Below are 14,081 nucleotides of genomic sequence, written 5' to 3' on the forward strand. Positions count from 1 at the left end.
ACGCTAGGCGCATGACTAGCCGTAACGCTTCTTCGCTTCAATCGCCAGGCCGCTGCCGATGCTGCCGAAGATGTTGCCTTCGACGTGGCGCGCGTTGGGCAGCATGGCCGAGACGCTGTTGCGCAGGGCGGGGATGCCGCTCGAGCCACCCGTGAAGAATACCGTGTTGACCTGTTCGACACTCACGCCCGCGTCGCTCAGCAATTTCGTCACGCTGTTGCGCACACGCTCAAGCTGAGCGTCGATCGCTGCTTCGAACATCACCCGGCTCAGGTCCACACTCAATCCTGCTTCCACCCGGTCCATTGGCAGATGGCGGTTTTCAGCGTGGGTCAGCTGGATCTTGGTTTCTTCCACTTCCATGGCCAGCCAGTGCCCGGCGCGCTGTTCGATCAGCTTGAACAGACGGTCGATGCCACCGGTGTCTTCGATGTCGTAACGCATGCTGCCCAGCGCCAGCTGCGACTTTTGCGAGTACACCGCATTGATGGTGTGCCAGGTCGCCAGGTTCATGTGGTGGCTGGTCGGCATATAGGCGCCGCTTTTCATGCGGCTGCCGTAACCGAACAGCGGCATCACGCCTTGCAGGCTCAACTGCTTGTCGAAGTCGGTGCCGCCAATGTGCACGCCGCCCGTGGCAAGAATGTCCTGTTGGCGATCATCGTGCTGGCGTCGCTCGGGTGACAGGCGCACTAGCGAGAAGTCCGACGTACCGCCGCCGATGTCGACAATCAGTACCAGCTCTTCGTCTTTGATGGTGGACTCGTAGTCGAATGCCGCAGCAATAGGTTCGAACTGGAACGACACGTCCTTGAAGCCGATCTTGCGGGCCACCTCGGCCAGAGTGTCTTCGGCTTCCTGATCGGCCTGTGCATCGTCATCGACGAAATGCACCGGGCGGCCCAGTACCACTTGCTCGAACTCGCGTCCGGCCGTGTGCTCGGCGCGTTTTTTCAGCTCGCCGATAAACAGGGCCAGCAAATCCTTGAACGGCATCGCCGTGCCCAGCACGCTGGTGTCATGCTTGATCAGCTTTGAGCCCAGCAGACTCTTGAGCGAGCGCATCAGGCGGCCTTCATAACCTTCCAGATACTCGTGCAGCGCCAGGCGGCCATACACCGGACGGCGTTCCTCCATATTGAAGAACACCACCGACGGTAGAGTAATCTTGTCGTCCTCCAGCGCGATCAACGATTCCACGCCGGGTCGTTGCCAGCCGACGGTGGAGTTGGACGTGCCGAAATCGATGCCGCAGGCACGGGCCGGGGATTGGTCATTCATGTCTTTTACGTTCCAGTCAAAAAACGGCCGCGCAGTTTATGTCAGCGCGCGACAATTGCGTAGCGCGACACGTCGCTTATATTTACCTGGCTGTATTTACCGTCAAGGCTTGAACTGAAGCCCATTACCCCCAATCTTGAAGGGATTCTCGGTAGACCTGGCTGTCGAACACGATGTTGTCGAGCTATCGACCCGTCTGCAAAGACGGCCGGCTATCTATATATTTTCGACGTTAGGTAATCCAGATACCTCGTGAACAGAGGGAGCTGGGCGCGTGACGCCAGCGTATCTGGCTTTGCCGGATAATTCGGATGGGTGATCGTTACATGGATTTCAAAGACTACTACAAGATACTTGACGTTGAGCCGACTGCGGACGACAAGGCGATCAAGACCGCCTATCGCAAACTGGCGCGCAAGTATCACCCTGACGTCAGCAAGGAAGCAGGCGCCGAAGACAAGTTCAAGGAAGCGTCCGAAGCCTATGAGGTGCTCAGCAGCCCTGACAAGCGCGCCGAGTACGATGAACTGCGCAAGTACGGTCGGCAGGGTCGCCCGTTCCAGACCCCGCCAGGCTGGCAAAGCCGGGCTGGCGCAGGCGCTGGCGGATTCGAGGAAACGGCAGACTTTTCAGAGTTTTTCAGCTCCATTTTCGGCGGCCGGCCGCAGCAGGGCGGGCGTACCCGCAACCCGGGGCGTACCGGGCAGGACGTGGAGATGGAACTGGCGGTGTTTCTCGAAGAAACCCTGTCGGGGGAATCCAAGCAGGTCAGCTTCAAGGTGCCGCAGCACAGCCCCAACGGGCAGCGCATGAGTGATATCACCAAGACCCTGAACGTGAAGATTCCCGCGGGCGTCGTCGATGGCGAGCGTATTCGCCTCAAGGGGCAGGGCGCGCCGGGCGTAGGCGGTGGTGCCAATGGCGATCTGTACCTGATCATTCGCCTGGCTCCGCACCCGCTGTTCGAGGTCGAAGGCCATGATCTGGTCATCACCGTGCCGCTGGCCCCCTGGGAAGCCGTGCTGGGCACCAAGGTCGCCGTGCCGACGCTGACCAGCAGGATCAACCTGACCATCCGCCCGGACAGTCAGAACGGTCAGCGCCTGCGGATCAAGGGTAACGGCTTGATGAACAAGAGCGGCGAGCGGGGCGACCTTTATGCCCAGTTGAAAATCGTCGTGCCCAAGCACACCGACGAGGCTACGCGGGCGCTCTGGCAGAAACTGGCAGACAGTTCTTCGTTCGATCCCCGTGCGCAGTGGAAGGGTTGAGCGGAGCAGTCTTGCGACTCGGTCTTTTCTGCCTGGGCTGATGCGGCACCCGTATCAGCAGGCAGTCAGCCCCGGTCAGTTTTTCGGCAGCACCACATTGAAGGTCGTGCCCTCACCAATGGTCGAGGTCACAGTGATGCTGCCGCCGTGGGCGTTGACCACTTCCTTGACGATGAACAGGCCCAGGCCCAGGCTGGTCGACGTGCCGCGTGTTTCGCTGTTTTCCTCGGTGCTGCGCACCAGCGGATCGAAAATCGTCCCGATAGCGTCTTCGGCAATCGGTTTGCCTTCGTTGTGTACCACCAATATCACGGCTTTCTCGGCGCCCGTGACTGTCACCGTTATCTCGTGGCTGGCCGCACCATGCTGCAGGGCATTGCCGATCAGGTTCTGCAGCATCTGGCTGATCCGCCCGGCATCCCAGTGGCCCTTGGTGTTGCCTTCTATGTTCAGCACCGGAGCAGAGTCCGGTCGCCCTGCACAGGCTTCTTCGATCGCCTCGCGACAGGCGCTGGCCAGGTCCATGTATTTGCGTTCCACCGGCAGCCCGGCGCCCAGGCGGCTGCGCACGAACTCCAGCAGATCGCTGACCATCGAGCCCATATGGCGGGTGCTGGTCTGGATGCGTGAAACATAAGACTGGGTCTTTTCGTCCAGCATTATTTTGCGGGCCAGCAACTCGGTGGACATGCTGACGGCCTGCAGCGGTGCACGCAGGTCATGACCGAGAATGGCAAGAAAGATATCCCGTGAGCGGCCAACCCGTTCCGCATAGGCTGCGGTGGATTCGGCAAGCGCCTCGTCGATGGCTTCGTTGAAGCGAATCACGTCCTGAAAATCAGCCAATTGCGGCGCTGTCAGGCTTTCTACCCAGAGGCGGATGACGCTGGCGCGCAGATGGCGAAACTCCGACGTCATCTGCACCAGATCAAAACCGACCTCATGGCGCAACTCGCCATGGCTGCTGGCTGCTTCATCCAGGCTTGGCGTCTTGTTCAGCTCTTCGCCTCTGGCCTTGGCAATCTCCTCGCTTTTGCTCTGCGCGGTTTTCATGTCCCGTGCGGCGGCGAGCAAAATCGACCTGGCATGATCCCGCAACTCGGCCTTGGTCATCGTTTCTGCCGCAGGTTTCAGGGTTCTGGCGAAGGCTTCCCATTCATCGACGATGCGATCCACATGAATAACGATGAATTCGGAAAGGCGCATGGCCGAGTACCTTGCTGGAGAGGCGTGACGAAAGATGGCGCATATTATCGCCTTTACAGAGCACGACAAACAGAGTGTTTACTGTCATTTCTGTCAGTAGACGCTGATTTCTATGGGGCCTATGTTCATTCGGCAGGTTAATCGAATGGAGGCCCTGAGCATGAGTGTCATGACAGTTACTGATTCGACCTTTCAGAAGGATTTCATTGAGGCGAGCAACCAAAAGCTCGTGGTGGTGGAATTCTCGACGAAAGGGAAGGTAAACAAGCGAGGCGAGGATAACGCCAGCGCCAGAATGGATACCATTTTTAATGCGCTGGAAGAGAAATATGCCGGAAAAGTCAGCTTGGTCAGGGTCGAGATCGAACTGGATTCGCATCTCCAAGACTCTTCGAACCCCGTGACTTCGACTCAATATCAGATAAATCATGGTCCGACGATGGTTTTCTTCAAGGCTGGCGCAAGGGCAAGGGAAGACCTTGTCGGCCAGCAAACCAAAGAACGGATGACGCAAATCCTGGATGAATTGCTACCCGCTTCGTAATGGGAGAATGACCATGTCGAACACAGAACTCACAGCTTTTGTCGAAGAGCGTGTAACGCGTGCCCAGCAGACACTGGCCGATGGAAAAGTCAGCAAGCTCGACGACGTAGCGACAGGAAAACTGAGCGTTTTTCTCCCATTGCAGCGAGCATTGCAGGGCACCGGCACCCCCCAGGATCTGGGGGTACTGGACGCTATCAACGATACGCTGCAGTCGCTGAAAATATTGGAATCTAAAGAAACACTTCTGAATTACCAGAACAAAGCGGCCCGGGTCCGGGTCGTCAAGAACGATGCGGACTTCAGTTCCCAATGGACTGCAATCAGCCCGTTGGTGGTGTTGGAATTCAGCAACCCCGGCGTTAATGACCACGGTGAAGCGAACAACAGTACACGGACTGGGGCAATTCTCGATGAGCTAGCGCCTGAGTTTGCCGGGAGGGTCGTCATGCTTCGTGTGCCGGTGGACACTAGCCCAGCGACCGCCCAAAACTACAATGTCACCGTTACACCAACCGTCATCTTTTTCAAGAGCGGTAAAAAGATTGAGGAAACCGCTGATTTTCATCTGAAGTCCTGGTTCAGAGCCAAACTCAACGAGTTGCTTAGCCTCAAAGAATAAACCGAGCAATAAATATTGAAGGGCCTTCTGAAAGCGAAGGCCCTTGCTGATTCAAAACAGAAAATACCGCTGCGCCATCGGCAGCACGTCCGCAGGCTCGCACCACAGCAACACCCCGTCGGCCTTGACCTGATAGGTCTGCGGGTCGACTTCGATGTCTGGCAGGTAATCGTTGTGGATCAGGTCTTTCTTCTGCACGGTACGGCAGCCTTTGACGACACCGATCTGCTTCTTCAGGCCCAGTGACTCCGGTACGCCGGCGTCGAACGCTGCCTGGCTGATGAAGGTCAGGCTGGTGGCGTGCAGCGAGCTGCCGAAGCTTGCGAACATGGGGCGGTAATGAACCGGTTGCGGGGTCGGGATCGAAGCGTTGGCGTCGCCCATCAGGCTGGCGGCGATGGCCCCGCCCTTGAGGATCAGGGTCGGTTTGACGCCAAAGAACGCTGGCCGCCACAGCACCAGATCCGCCCACTTGCCGACTTCGATCGAGCCCACTTCATGGCTGATGCCGTGGGTGATCGCCGGATTGATGGTGTATTTGGCGATGTAACGCTTGGCGCGGAAGTTGTCGTTGCCCGGGCCATCCTGCGGCAGTGGCCCACGCTGTTTCTTCATCTTGTCGGCGGTTTGCCAGGTGCGCATGATCACTTCGCCAACCCGGCCCATGGCCTGGCTGTCGGAACTGAGCATGGAAAAAGCGCCCAGGTCGTGAAGGATATCCTCGGCGGCGATGGTCTCGCGGCGGATGCGGCTTTCTGCGAAGGCCACGTCTTCGGCGATGCTCGGGTCCAGGTGGTGGCAGACCATGAGCATGTCCAGGTGCTCGTCGATGGTGTTGCGGGTGAACGGGCGCGTCGGGTTGGTCGAGCTCGGCAGCACGTTCGGCGAACCACAGGCCTTGATGATGTCCGGCGCGTGACCGCCACCGGCACCTTCGGTGTGATAAGTGTGGATGGTGCGGTTCTTGAACGCGGCGAGGGTGGTTTCGACGAAACCTGACTCATTCAGCGTGTCGCTGTGAATCGCGACCTGCACGTCGTATTCGTCGGCAACGCTCAGGCAGTTGTCTATGGCTGCTGGCGTGGTGCCCCAGTCCTCGTGCAGTTTCAGACCGATAGCGCCCGCCTTGACCTGCTCGATCAGCGGACCGGGCAGGCTGACGTTGCCCTTGCCGGTGAAGCCGATGTTCATCGGAAACGAATCCGAGGCCTGGAGCATGCGCGCCATGTGCCAAGGACCGGGCGTGACTGTGGTTGCGTTGGTGCCAGTGGCAGGGCCGGTGCCGCCGCCGATCATGGTGGTCACGCCGCTCATTAGCGCTTCTTCGATCTGCTGTGGGCAGATAAAGTGAATGTGCGTGTCGACGCCGCCAGCGGTGAGGATCATGCCTTCACCGGCAATGACTTCGGTGGCCGCGCCGACCGCAATGGTCACGTCTGGCTGGATGTCCGGGTTACCGGCCTTGCCGATGGCTGCGATGCGCCCATTCTTGATGCCGACATCCGCTTTGACGATGCCCCAATGGTCGATGATCAGAGCATTGGTGATCAGCGTGTCGACGACGTCGGCGGCCATTAGCTGGCCTTGGCCCATGCCGTCACGGATAACCTTGCCACCGCCGAACTTCACTTCTTCGCCATAGGTGGTGAAGTCCTTTTCGACCTCGATCCACAGCTCGGTATCCGCCAGTCGAACCTTGTCGCCGACGGTGGGGCCGAACATGTCGGCATAGGCTTGTCTGGAAATCTTCATGGTGATTCCTTATGCATCGTTGTACGCAAACCTGACTGATTCTTGTGCCAATGCTCAGCGTTGGCATGCATCCCGTGACGCTCCGTGTCACCGACTGCATTCCCACGGAGCGTCGGTACGATATTCAAAAAGGCTTCAATCCAGATCGCCCATTACCCGTCCGGCAAAGCCGTAGACCTTGCGCAATCCGGCCAGGTCCACCAGCTCGACTTCACGGGACTGGCCCGGTTCGAAGCGCACTGCGGTGCCGGCGGGAATATTCAGGCGCATGCCACGGCTGGCGGCGCGATCAAAGGTCAGTGCGTCATTGGTTTCGAAAAAGTGGAAATGCGAGCCCACCTGAATCGGCCGGTCGCCGCTGTTGGCAACCGTCAGGCTGAGGGTGCGGCGTCCGGCGTTGAGTTCGATATCGCCGGGCTGGATCTGGTATTGACCAGGGATCATGTCGGTTGCCCCAAGGTTTTGAAATAAATGGCGGTCGGGTGAAGTCGACCGTCCGGTGTGGCGCAGTAGCCTGGCAGTTCGCCGACGCGGGTGTAGGCCAGCGCACTATAGAACGCTTCAGCCACCGAGCCCGCCTCGGTGTCCAGGTGCAGCAGCCCGCGCTTTTGTTTCACTGCAACCTGCTCGACTTCGTCCATCAGTTGCCTGCCCAGACCACGACCTCGGGCGCTGGGCAGCACCATCAGTTTCTGCACTTCGGCGCGGTTCAGCCCATTGGGCTTCTGGCACAGTGACAACTGCGCGCTGGCCAGCACATTATCGTCTTCGGCCACCACCCACAGCAGCAGACTGCCTGCGGCGATATCGGCCTTCAGGCCGTCGCACCAGGCGTACGCCTGCTGCATATCCAGATCAGCCATGAACCCCACCGATGCGCCGCCGTGAACCGTTTCGAACAGCAACTGCGCCAGACCATGGCGATAATGGGCGAAGCTTTCAGCGGTAACACGTCGCAGTTGTGCATGGTTCATGGCGTGCTCTCTAGAGGGGCTTGGGTGCTTGTGACGCGGGTGCCGGAACACCGGGCGACAAATCCAGTTGCATGAAGGTCAGGTCCAGCCAGCGGCCGAACTTGGTGCCGACTTGCGGCATCTGTCCGGTGGTCTGAAAGCCAAGGCGTTCATGCAGGGCGATGGAGGCCGCGTTGCCGCTTTCGATGGCGGCTACCATCATGTGCTTGTCGCAGGCTCTGGCCCGTTCGATCAGCGATGCCATCAGGCGCGGCCCCAGCCCCTTGCCGCGCTGGTCTGCGCGAACATAGACCGAATGCTCCACCGTATGGCGAAACCCTTCGAAGGGACGCCAGTCGCCAAACGATGAGTAGCCGAGCACTTCGCCTGCGTGGTCGACGGCCACCAGAATTGGATACGCCTGACTCTGGCGAGCTGCGTACCAGGCCTGGCGGTTGGCCAGGTCGACCGGTTGTTCATTCCAGATAGCCGTGGTGTTGAGCACTGCGTCGTTGTAGATGGCCAGAATGCCTGGCAGATCGACCGGCAGGGCATCGCGAATCACGTCTTGCATGATCACTCCTTCAGGCAATCGGCTGATGCACGGTGACCAGTTTCGTGCCGTCCGGGAAGGTGGCTTCCACCTGAATCTCCGGGATCATCTCCGCAATGCCTTCCATGACCTGATCGCGGGTCAGCAGGGTCGTGCCGTAGTGCATGAGGTCAGCGACAGTCTGCCCGTCACGCGCACCTTCCAGCAGTGCCGCAGAGATGTACGCCATGGCTTCCGGATAATTGAGCTTCACGCCGCGCGCCAGACGCCGTTCGGCAACCAGTCCGGCGGTGAATATCAGCAGCTTGTCTTTTTCGCGTGGTGTCAGGTCCATGGGGGGTCCGTTTGTTCAAATTCGGTGGTTGATCGTTCCCAGGCTTGAGCCCTCATCGTTATGTATAAGTCTGTTTTGGGTTCTGCCCGCAGGCCGTGGGAGCGAACAAGTTCGCCCCCACGGCCTGCGGGCAGAAGCGCTAAAAGCCCCGATTTTCGGGCTTTTCAGGACTTATGTATCACGCTGAGTGTATCAGCGCCGAGGGTGTAGCCTGGAATGCAGAGCGTCCAGTCATCAATCAGGTGTTCCAGATTCTTGGCGTTACCGCCTCGCGTCCCAGCAGGGCAGGGCGCAGGTATTTCCAGAGTTCTATAAGCCAGGCTCTGGCGTGCAGCGCTTCGTCTGCCAGGCAGCGAGCCACTACAAGGCCCGGCAATTGGGTCAGATCACCGCGCACCGGGTTGGGCATCGACAGTGAGCGACAGGCTTCAAGCAGATCGCTGCTCACTTCGCCGGTCAGTAGCAGGATGGCGAATACCGTTTTGCCGTCCAGGCCGATGGGCGAGTCCAGCAGCCCGTCGCCACCGATAATGCGTTGCCGTTCGTGCCAGAGCAATGTGCCGTCGCGACGGATATCCAGATGCGACTGAAAATGCCCCTGCTCGAAACGCTCGCCGCTGGCCGGACGGCCCAGTGCTACTACATCCCAGTAGCATAGCTTCGCGTCACCGTGCAGTTCTATGCGGGTGGTGAGTTCTGCTTGGGCATTGCTGAAGACGATGGTTTCCTGCGGCAGCCATTCCAGTGTCGCGCCGGGGTGGACGTGCAGTTCAAGTTGCTGAAAGGCCGGGCTGGCGGCGCGATACCATTTCGCTGCGCCGGGGCTGGTCAGTTGTGCCCAGGCATCGGCACCTACGGTGGCCGAAATATCCAGCCGGTCTCCCCCGGCGATACCGCCCGGAGGGTGAACGATGATGTGCTGGCACACCTGCGGCCCTTCGGCATACAGATGCTTTTGCACCCGCAGGGGCCCTTTGTGGCGACGTTGGGTCGGGCGTGTGCTGTCATCGAAACGGCCATAACCCAATTCCAGCTCGGCATGCCAGCTGGGGGTGAAAAGGGCAGTGTTGGCAGGCAGATTCATGGTGTCTTCATTGGCTTGTCGAGTGCAGCACGATAACGGATTGGCGCATTAATTAAATAGTCACCAGACCGCGAACCCCGTCCGTCTCCATGTTCTCGCCACGGCCCTGCTGGACGATTTCTCCCCGTGACATCACCAGGTATTGGTCCGCCAGTTCCGCCGCGAAGTCGTAGAACTGCTCGACCAGCAGAATCGCCATGTCGCCGCGCTCGGCCAGTTTTTTGATCACTGCGCCGATTTCCTTGATCACCGAGGGCTGAATACCTTCGGTGGGTTCGTCGAGAATCAGCAAGCGTGGACGACTCGCCAGTGCCCGGCCTATCGCTAATTGCTGCTGCTGACCGCCGGACAGATCGCCGCCACGCCGATGTTTCATCTGCAGCAGCACCGGGAACAGCTCGTAGATAAATGCCGGCACTTCCTTGGCTTCGGAGCCTGGAAAGCGTGACAGGCCCATCAACAGGTTTTCCTCGACCGTCAGCCGGCCGAAGATTTCCCGGCCTTGCGGCACGTAAGCAATCCCGGCATGCACCCGCTGATGCGTCTTGAACTGGGTGATGGTCTTGCCTTCCCATTGCACCGAGCCTTCCTTCGACGGCAACAAGCCCATCAGCACACGCAACAGCGTGGTCTTGCCCACGCCATTGCGGCCCAGCAGGCAGGTGACTTCACCGACCTTCACATCAAACGACAGACCACGAAGAATGTGGCTGCCGCCGTAATACTGATGAAGCTTTTCGACCTGGAGCATGGTTGGTGTTCTCGTCGGTTGCAGCGTAATCGCAATGTTGCGACGCGGGGCGTCTGGACAGGTATTTCCGCGCCGCGCGCCGATCAGTCCGTTGCGTCAGCGCCCTAAATACACTTCGATTACGCGTTCGTCGGCCTGCACGTCGTTCAGCGAGCCTTCGGCCAATACACTGCCTTGATGCAGCACGGTGACGTGGTCGGCAATCGAGCCGACGAAGCCCATGTCATGCTCAACCACCATCAGCGAATGCTTGCCGGCCAGGCCCTTGAACAGCTCGGCGGTAAATTCGGTTTCGGCGTCGGTCATGCCCGCCACCGGCTCGTCGAGCAGCAGCAGTTGCGGGTCCTGAACCAGCAGCATGCCGATCTCCAGAAACTGCTTCTGGCCGTGGGACAGCAAGCCCGCCGGACGGTGCATGGAGGTGGTCAGGCGAATGGTTTCCAGCACTTCGTGTATCCGGTCCTGCTGTTCGCCGCTTAACCGCGCACGCAAACTGGCCCATACCGATTTGTCGGTCTTTTGAGCCAGTTCGAGGTTCTCGAACACGCTCAAGGCTTCGAACACCGTCGGCTTCTGGAACTTTCGGCCAATCCCGGCCTGAGCGATCTGCACTTCGCTCATCTGCGTCAGGTCCAGCGTTTCACCGAACCAGGCCTTGCCATGGCTGGGGCGGGTCTTGCCGGTGATGACGTCCATCAGCGTGGTCTTGCCAGCGCCGTTGGGACCGATGATGCAACGCAGTTCGCCCACGCCGATGTACAGATTCAGGTCGTTCAATGCCTTGAAACCGTCGAAGCTGACGCTGATGTCTTCTAGCGTCAGGATCGTGCCGTGCCGCGTGTTCAGCCCTTTGCCAGCGCTTTTGCCGAGGCCTACCGCATCACGGCTGGTGCCTGCATCGGAATTGGGTGCCAGAACCGGTTCAAGCATGAACGACGGAGTAGGAGTGGTTTTCATTGCTCGCTCCTTTTCTTCAGCAAGCCGATCACGCCCTTGGGCAGGTACAGCGTGACGATGATGAACAGCGCGCCGAGAAAGAACAGCCAGTATTCCGGGAAAGCCACGGTGAACCAGCTTTTCATGCCGTTCACCAGACCCGCGCCCAGCAACGGGCCGATCAACGTGCCACGGCCGCCCAATGCTACCCACACTGCGGCTTCGATGGAGTTGGTCGGCGACATTTCGCTGGGGTTGATGATGCCGACCTGCGGCACATACAGGGCCCCGGCCAGGCCGCACAGGACGGCGCTCAAGACCCAGACAAACAGCTTGAAGCCGCGCGGATCGTAACCACAGAACATCAGGCGGTTTTCCGCATCACGCAACGCCGTCAGAACCCGGCCGAACTTGCTCTGCGCCAGACGCCAGCCGATGTACAGGCTGGCAACCAGCAACACGACCGTCGCCAGAAACAGCGTCGCTCTGGTTCCTTGGGAACTGATGCTGAAACCCAGAATGCTGCGAAAGTTGGTAAACCCGTTGTTACCGCCAAAGCCGGTCTCGTTACGAAAGAACAGCAGCATGCCGGCAAACGTCAGGGCCTGGGTCATGATCGAAAAATACACACCCTTGATTCGCGAGCGGAAGGCGAAGAAGCCGAACACCAGCGCCAGCAACCCCGGCGCCAGGACCACCAGGCACAGCGCCCAGAGGAAATTGTCGGTGCCTGCCCAGTACCACGGCAGTTCGGTCCACGACAGGAAAGTCATGAACGCAGGCAGACCATCGCCTGCGGCCTCGCGCATCAGATACATGCCCATGGCATAACCGCCCAGCGCGAAGAACAGGCCGTGGCCCAGCGACAATAGCCCGGCGTAGCCCCAGACCAGATCCAGTGCCAGGGCGACAATGGCGTAGCAGAGGATCTTGCCCACCAGGGTCAGGGTGTAGGCCGATACCTGAAAGCTGTTATCGGCAGGCAACAACGACAGCAACGGCAGTGCCAGCAGCACAGCCAGTATCACAATGCCTGCGGTCAGCGTGCCTTTGGGCCCGACTTTTTGCGCGGCAGTTACCATCAATGGCTGGCTCATCAGTCGATCACCCGTCCTTTCAATGCGAAGAGGCCTTGCGGACGTTTCTGGATAAACAGAATGATCAGCGCCAGGATCAGGATCTTGCCCAATACAGCGCCGATTTGCGGTTCGAGAATCTTGTTGGCAATGCCCAGCCCGAAGGCCGCCATCACGCTACCGGCCAGTTGCCCGACACCACCGAGCACCACCACCAGGAATGAGTCGATGATGTAGCTTTGGCCAAGGTCGGGGCCGACGTTGCCGATCTGGCTCAGGGCGACGCCGCCCAGACCTGCGATGCCCGAGCCCAGACCGAATGCCATCATGTCGATGCGCCCGGTTGGCACGCCGCAGCAGGCGGCCATGTTGCGGTTCTGGGTTACGGCGCGCACGTTCAGCCCCAGTCGGGTCTTGTTCAGCAGCAGCCAGGTCAGCACGACCACGAACAGCGCGAATGCGATGATCACGATGCGGTTGTAGGGCAATACCAGGTTAGGCAACACCTGGATACCGCCCGACAGCCATTGCGGGTTGGCGACTTCAACGTTCTGCGCGCCGAAGGCCAGACGTACGGCCTGAATCAGCATCAAGCTGATGCCCCAGGTGGCGAGCAGGGTTTCCAATGGGCGGCCATACAAGTGACGAATCACTGTGCGTTCCAGGGCCATGCCGATAGCGGCTGTGACGAAGAACGCCACCGGCAACGCGATCAGCGGATAGTATTCGATGGCGCCCGGCGCGTAGCGCTGCAGCATCAGTTGCACAACATAGGTTGAATAGGCCCCCAGCATCAGCATCTCGCCATGGGCCATGTTGATCACGCCAAGCAGGCCGAAGGTGATCGCCAGACCCAGCGCCGCCAGCAGCAGGATCGACCCCAGCGACATACCGCTGAACGCCTGGCCGAGAATTTCGCCGACCATCAGCTTGCGCTTCACCTGCGCCAGGCTGGTTTCAGCGGCCAGGCGTACCGAAGCGTCGGTTTCAACGCCCGGTGTCAGCAATGATTCGAGACGGGTACGGGCCAGCGGGTCACCGGTCTCGCCCAGCAGTCGTACTGCGGCCAGACGTACCGTGGGGCTTGAGTCGACCATTTGCAGGTTGGCCAGCGCCAGGGTCAGCGCGCTTTTAACGCTGGAATCGGTTTCGCTGGCGACACGTTCGGTCAGCAGCTCCAGTTGTGCAGGGCGCGCGCTTTTTTGCAATTGCAGGGCTGCCGCCATGCGCAGTCGTGTATCGGCGGCCAGCAACTGGTGGCTGGCCAGCGCTGTTTCAACCAGACCGCGCAGCCGGTTGTTCAAGCGCAGTTTGCGCGGTTCGTCCGGGGTTGGGGCGTCGGCTGCGGCGGGAGCTTTTGCATCGACCGGCACGTATTGATCGTTGTTTTCGATCCAGGCGCGCTTGCTGCTGTCGGCGGCAACACGGCCATCGCGCAGAGCTTCAAGCAGTTCGACACGCTCTGTTGTTGGCCTGGCTGCCCAAGTCTCCAGCAGTTCCGCCTGTTGTGCAGAACTGGCTGCGACAAAATCACTGGCATCGCCAGCCTGAGCTGCAAGGGGCAGCAGCAGGCTGATGGCGAGGATCATACGGTAGAGATAAGAAGGCATATCAATATGGCCTTGATCTGTTGTGGCGTTCCACAAAGCACTCGTGGCTGTTCGCCCTGACGCTGCTCGTTCCTCACGCTCTGCGTGGGAATGCCTTTCGTGACGCTC

At 59.6% G+C, this 14,081-nt stretch carries 15 protein-coding genes and 1 pseudogene; 4 read left to right on the forward strand and 12 right to left on the reverse strand.

Annotation, left to right across the window (positions count from 1 at the left end; translation table 11 throughout):
* Window positions 1-15: 15 nt before the first annotated feature.
* Complete coding sequence (locus RGM3321_RS14215; protein ID WP_060403213.1) at window positions 16-1,281, reverse strand: Hsp70 family protein; 1,266 nt, start codon at window positions 1,279-1,281, stop codon at window positions 16-18.
* Between the two features lie 326 nt (window positions 1,282-1,607).
* On the opposite strand from RGM3321_RS14215, the gene cbpA reads away from it, so the two are divergent.
* Complete coding sequence (cbpA, locus tag RGM3321_RS14220) at window positions 1,608-2,552, forward strand: curved DNA-binding protein (RefSeq protein WP_244393678.1); 945 nt, start codon at window positions 1,608-1,610, stop codon at window positions 2,550-2,552.
* 75 nt (window positions 2,553-2,627) lie between these two features.
* Here the strand turns inward: cbpA and RGM3321_RS14225 are convergent, their stop codons facing one another.
* Window positions 2,628-3,758, reverse strand: coding sequence for a HAMP domain-containing sensor histidine kinase (locus tag RGM3321_RS14225; RefSeq protein WP_244393579.1), 1,131 nt, complete (start codon window positions 3,756-3,758; stop codon window positions 2,628-2,630).
* 160 nt (window positions 3,759-3,918) lie between these two features.
* Here RGM3321_RS14225 and RGM3321_RS14230 point away from each other — a divergent pair, with 160 nt between their 5' ends.
* The 3 genes and pseudogenes from RGM3321_RS14230 (at window position 3,919) to RGM3321_RS28480 (ending at window position 4,924) form a co-directional block, all read left to right on the forward strand.
* Window positions 3,919-4,302 (forward strand): thioredoxin domain-containing protein, encoded by a 384-nt coding sequence (locus RGM3321_RS14230; RefSeq protein ID WP_244393580.1) that lies wholly within the window; start codon window positions 3,919-3,921, stop codon window positions 4,300-4,302.
* Between the two features lie 13 nt (window positions 4,303-4,315).
* Window positions 4,316-4,552, forward strand: a pseudogene (locus RGM3321_RS28475) (thioredoxin); the annotation flags it as partial.
* Between the two features lie 198 nt (window positions 4,553-4,750).
* Window positions 4,751-4,924, forward strand: coding sequence for a thioredoxin family protein (locus RGM3321_RS28480; protein WP_308455320.1), 174 nt, complete (start codon window positions 4,751-4,753; stop codon window positions 4,922-4,924).
* A 51-nt stretch (window positions 4,925-4,975) separates the two neighbouring features.
* Here RGM3321_RS28480 and ureC read toward each other — a convergent pair whose 3' ends face one another.
* The 10 genes from ureC to urtB all read right to left on the reverse strand — a co-directional run bounded on the left by ureC (window position 4,976) and on the right by urtB (window position 13,973).
* Window positions 4,976-6,676: an urease subunit alpha gene (gene ureC, locus RGM3321_RS14240; RefSeq protein WP_244393581.1), complete on the reverse strand. Its 1,701-nt coding sequence runs from the start codon at window positions 6,674-6,676 to the stop codon at window positions 4,976-4,978.
* 135 nt (window positions 6,677-6,811) lie between these two features.
* Window positions 6,812-7,120 (reverse strand): urease subunit beta, encoded by a 309-nt coding sequence (locus RGM3321_RS14245; protein WP_002555403.1) that lies wholly within the window; start codon window positions 7,118-7,120, stop codon window positions 6,812-6,814.
* Entirely contained in the window at window positions 7,117-7,650 is a 534-nt protein-coding gene (gene ttr, locus RGM3321_RS14250; RefSeq protein WP_244393582.1) for a tabtoxinine-beta-lactam acetyltransferase Ttr, read from the reverse strand. The genes RGM3321_RS14245 and ttr overlap by 4 nt, the downstream gene beginning before the upstream one ends.
* A gap of 10 nt (window positions 7,651-7,660) precedes the next feature.
* Entirely contained in the window at window positions 7,661-8,203 is a 543-nt protein-coding gene (locus tag RGM3321_RS14255; RefSeq protein ID WP_244393583.1) for a GNAT family N-acetyltransferase, read from the reverse strand.
* 10 nt (window positions 8,204-8,213) lie between these two features.
* A complete protein-coding gene (gene ureA, locus RGM3321_RS14260; protein WP_002555400.1) occupies window positions 8,214-8,516 on the reverse strand; it encodes an urease subunit gamma in 303 nt (100 codons plus the stop codon).
* Between the two features lie 238 nt (window positions 8,517-8,754).
* The gene (locus tag RGM3321_RS14265; protein ID WP_244393584.1) at window positions 8,755-9,600 is read right to left on the reverse strand and encodes an urease accessory protein UreD; all 846 of its coding nucleotides are present in this window, start codon (window positions 9,598-9,600) and stop codon (window positions 8,755-8,757) included.
* Window positions 9,601-9,652: 52 nt separating this feature from the next.
* Window positions 9,653-10,351, reverse strand: coding sequence for an urea ABC transporter ATP-binding subunit UrtE (urtE, locus tag RGM3321_RS14270; protein ID WP_003368879.1), 699 nt, complete (start codon window positions 10,349-10,351; stop codon window positions 9,653-9,655).
* 96 nt (window positions 10,352-10,447) lie between these two features.
* The gene (gene urtD / locus RGM3321_RS14275; RefSeq protein ID WP_058402643.1) at window positions 10,448-11,308 is read right to left on the reverse strand and encodes an urea ABC transporter ATP-binding protein UrtD; all 861 of its coding nucleotides are present in this window, start codon (window positions 11,306-11,308) and stop codon (window positions 10,448-10,450) included.
* Window positions 11,305-12,384, reverse strand: coding sequence for an urea ABC transporter permease subunit UrtC (gene urtC / locus RGM3321_RS14280; protein WP_058402642.1), 1,080 nt, complete (start codon window positions 12,382-12,384; stop codon window positions 11,305-11,307). Before urtC ends, urtD begins: the two co-directional genes overlap by 4 nt.
* The gene (gene urtB, locus RGM3321_RS14285) at window positions 12,384-13,973 is read right to left on the reverse strand and encodes an urea ABC transporter permease subunit UrtB (RefSeq protein ID WP_244393585.1); all 1,590 of its coding nucleotides are present in this window, start codon (window positions 13,971-13,973) and stop codon (window positions 12,384-12,386) included. Before urtB ends, urtC begins: the two co-directional genes overlap by 1 nt.
* Window positions 13,974-14,081: the final 108 nt, after the last annotated feature.

It is taken from the genome of Pseudomonas sp. RGM 3321, from assembly GCF_022836805.1.
Lineage (GTDB): Bacteria > Pseudomonadota > Gammaproteobacteria > Pseudomonadales > Pseudomonadaceae > Aquipseudomonas.

Bases quoted from the DNA above. Each gene is read 5' to 3' on its own strand.
- RGM3321_RS28480 (WP_308455320.1), top strand. From the start codon at position 4,751: ATGCTTCGTGTGCCGGTGGACACTAGCCCAGCGACCGCCCAAAACTAC.
- ureA (WP_002555400.1), bottom strand. From the start codon at position 8,516: ATGGACCTGACACCACGCGAAAAAGACAAGCTGCTGATATTCACCGCC.
- RGM3321_RS14215 (WP_060403213.1), bottom strand. From the start codon at position 1,281: ATGAATGACCAATCCCCGGCCCGTGCCTGCGGCATCGATTTCGGCACG.
- RGM3321_RS14265 (WP_244393584.1), bottom strand. From the start codon at position 9,600: ATGAATCTGCCTGCCAACACTGCCCTTTTCACCCCCAGCTGGCATGCC.
- ureC (WP_244393581.1), bottom strand. From the start codon at position 6,676: ATGAAGATTTCCAGACAAGCCTATGCCGACATGTTCGGCCCCACCGTC.
- cbpA (WP_244393678.1), top strand. From the start codon at position 1,608: ATGGATTTCAAAGACTACTACAAGATACTTGACGTTGAGCCGACTGCG.
- urtB (WP_244393585.1), bottom strand. From the start codon at position 13,973: ATGCCTTCTTATCTCTACCGTATGATCCTCGCCATCAGCCTGCTGCTG.
- RGM3321_RS14230 (WP_244393580.1), top strand. From the start codon at position 3,919: ATGAGTGTCATGACAGTTACTGATTCGACCTTTCAGAAGGATTTCATT.
- RGM3321_RS14245 (WP_002555403.1), bottom strand. From the start codon at position 7,120: ATGATCCCTGGTCAATACCAGATCCAGCCCGGCGATATCGAACTCAAC.
- urtE (WP_003368879.1), bottom strand. From the start codon at position 10,351: ATGCTCCAGGTCGAAAAGCTTCATCAGTATTACGGCGGCAGCCACATT.
- RGM3321_RS14255 (WP_244393583.1), bottom strand. From the start codon at position 8,203: ATGCAAGACGTGATTCGCGATGCCCTGCCGGTCGATCTGCCAGGCATT.
- urtC (WP_058402642.1), bottom strand. From the start codon at position 12,384: ATGAGCCAGCCATTGATGGTAACTGCCGCGCAAAAAGTCGGGCCCAAA.
- ttr (WP_244393582.1), bottom strand. From the start codon at position 7,650: ATGAACCATGCACAACTGCGACGTGTTACCGCTGAAAGCTTCGCCCAT.
- RGM3321_RS14225 (WP_244393579.1), bottom strand. From the start codon at position 3,758: ATGCGCCTTTCCGAATTCATCGTTATTCATGTGGATCGCATCGTCGAT.
- urtD (WP_058402643.1), bottom strand. From the start codon at position 11,308: ATGAAAACCACTCCTACTCCGTCGTTCATGCTTGAACCGGTTCTGGCA.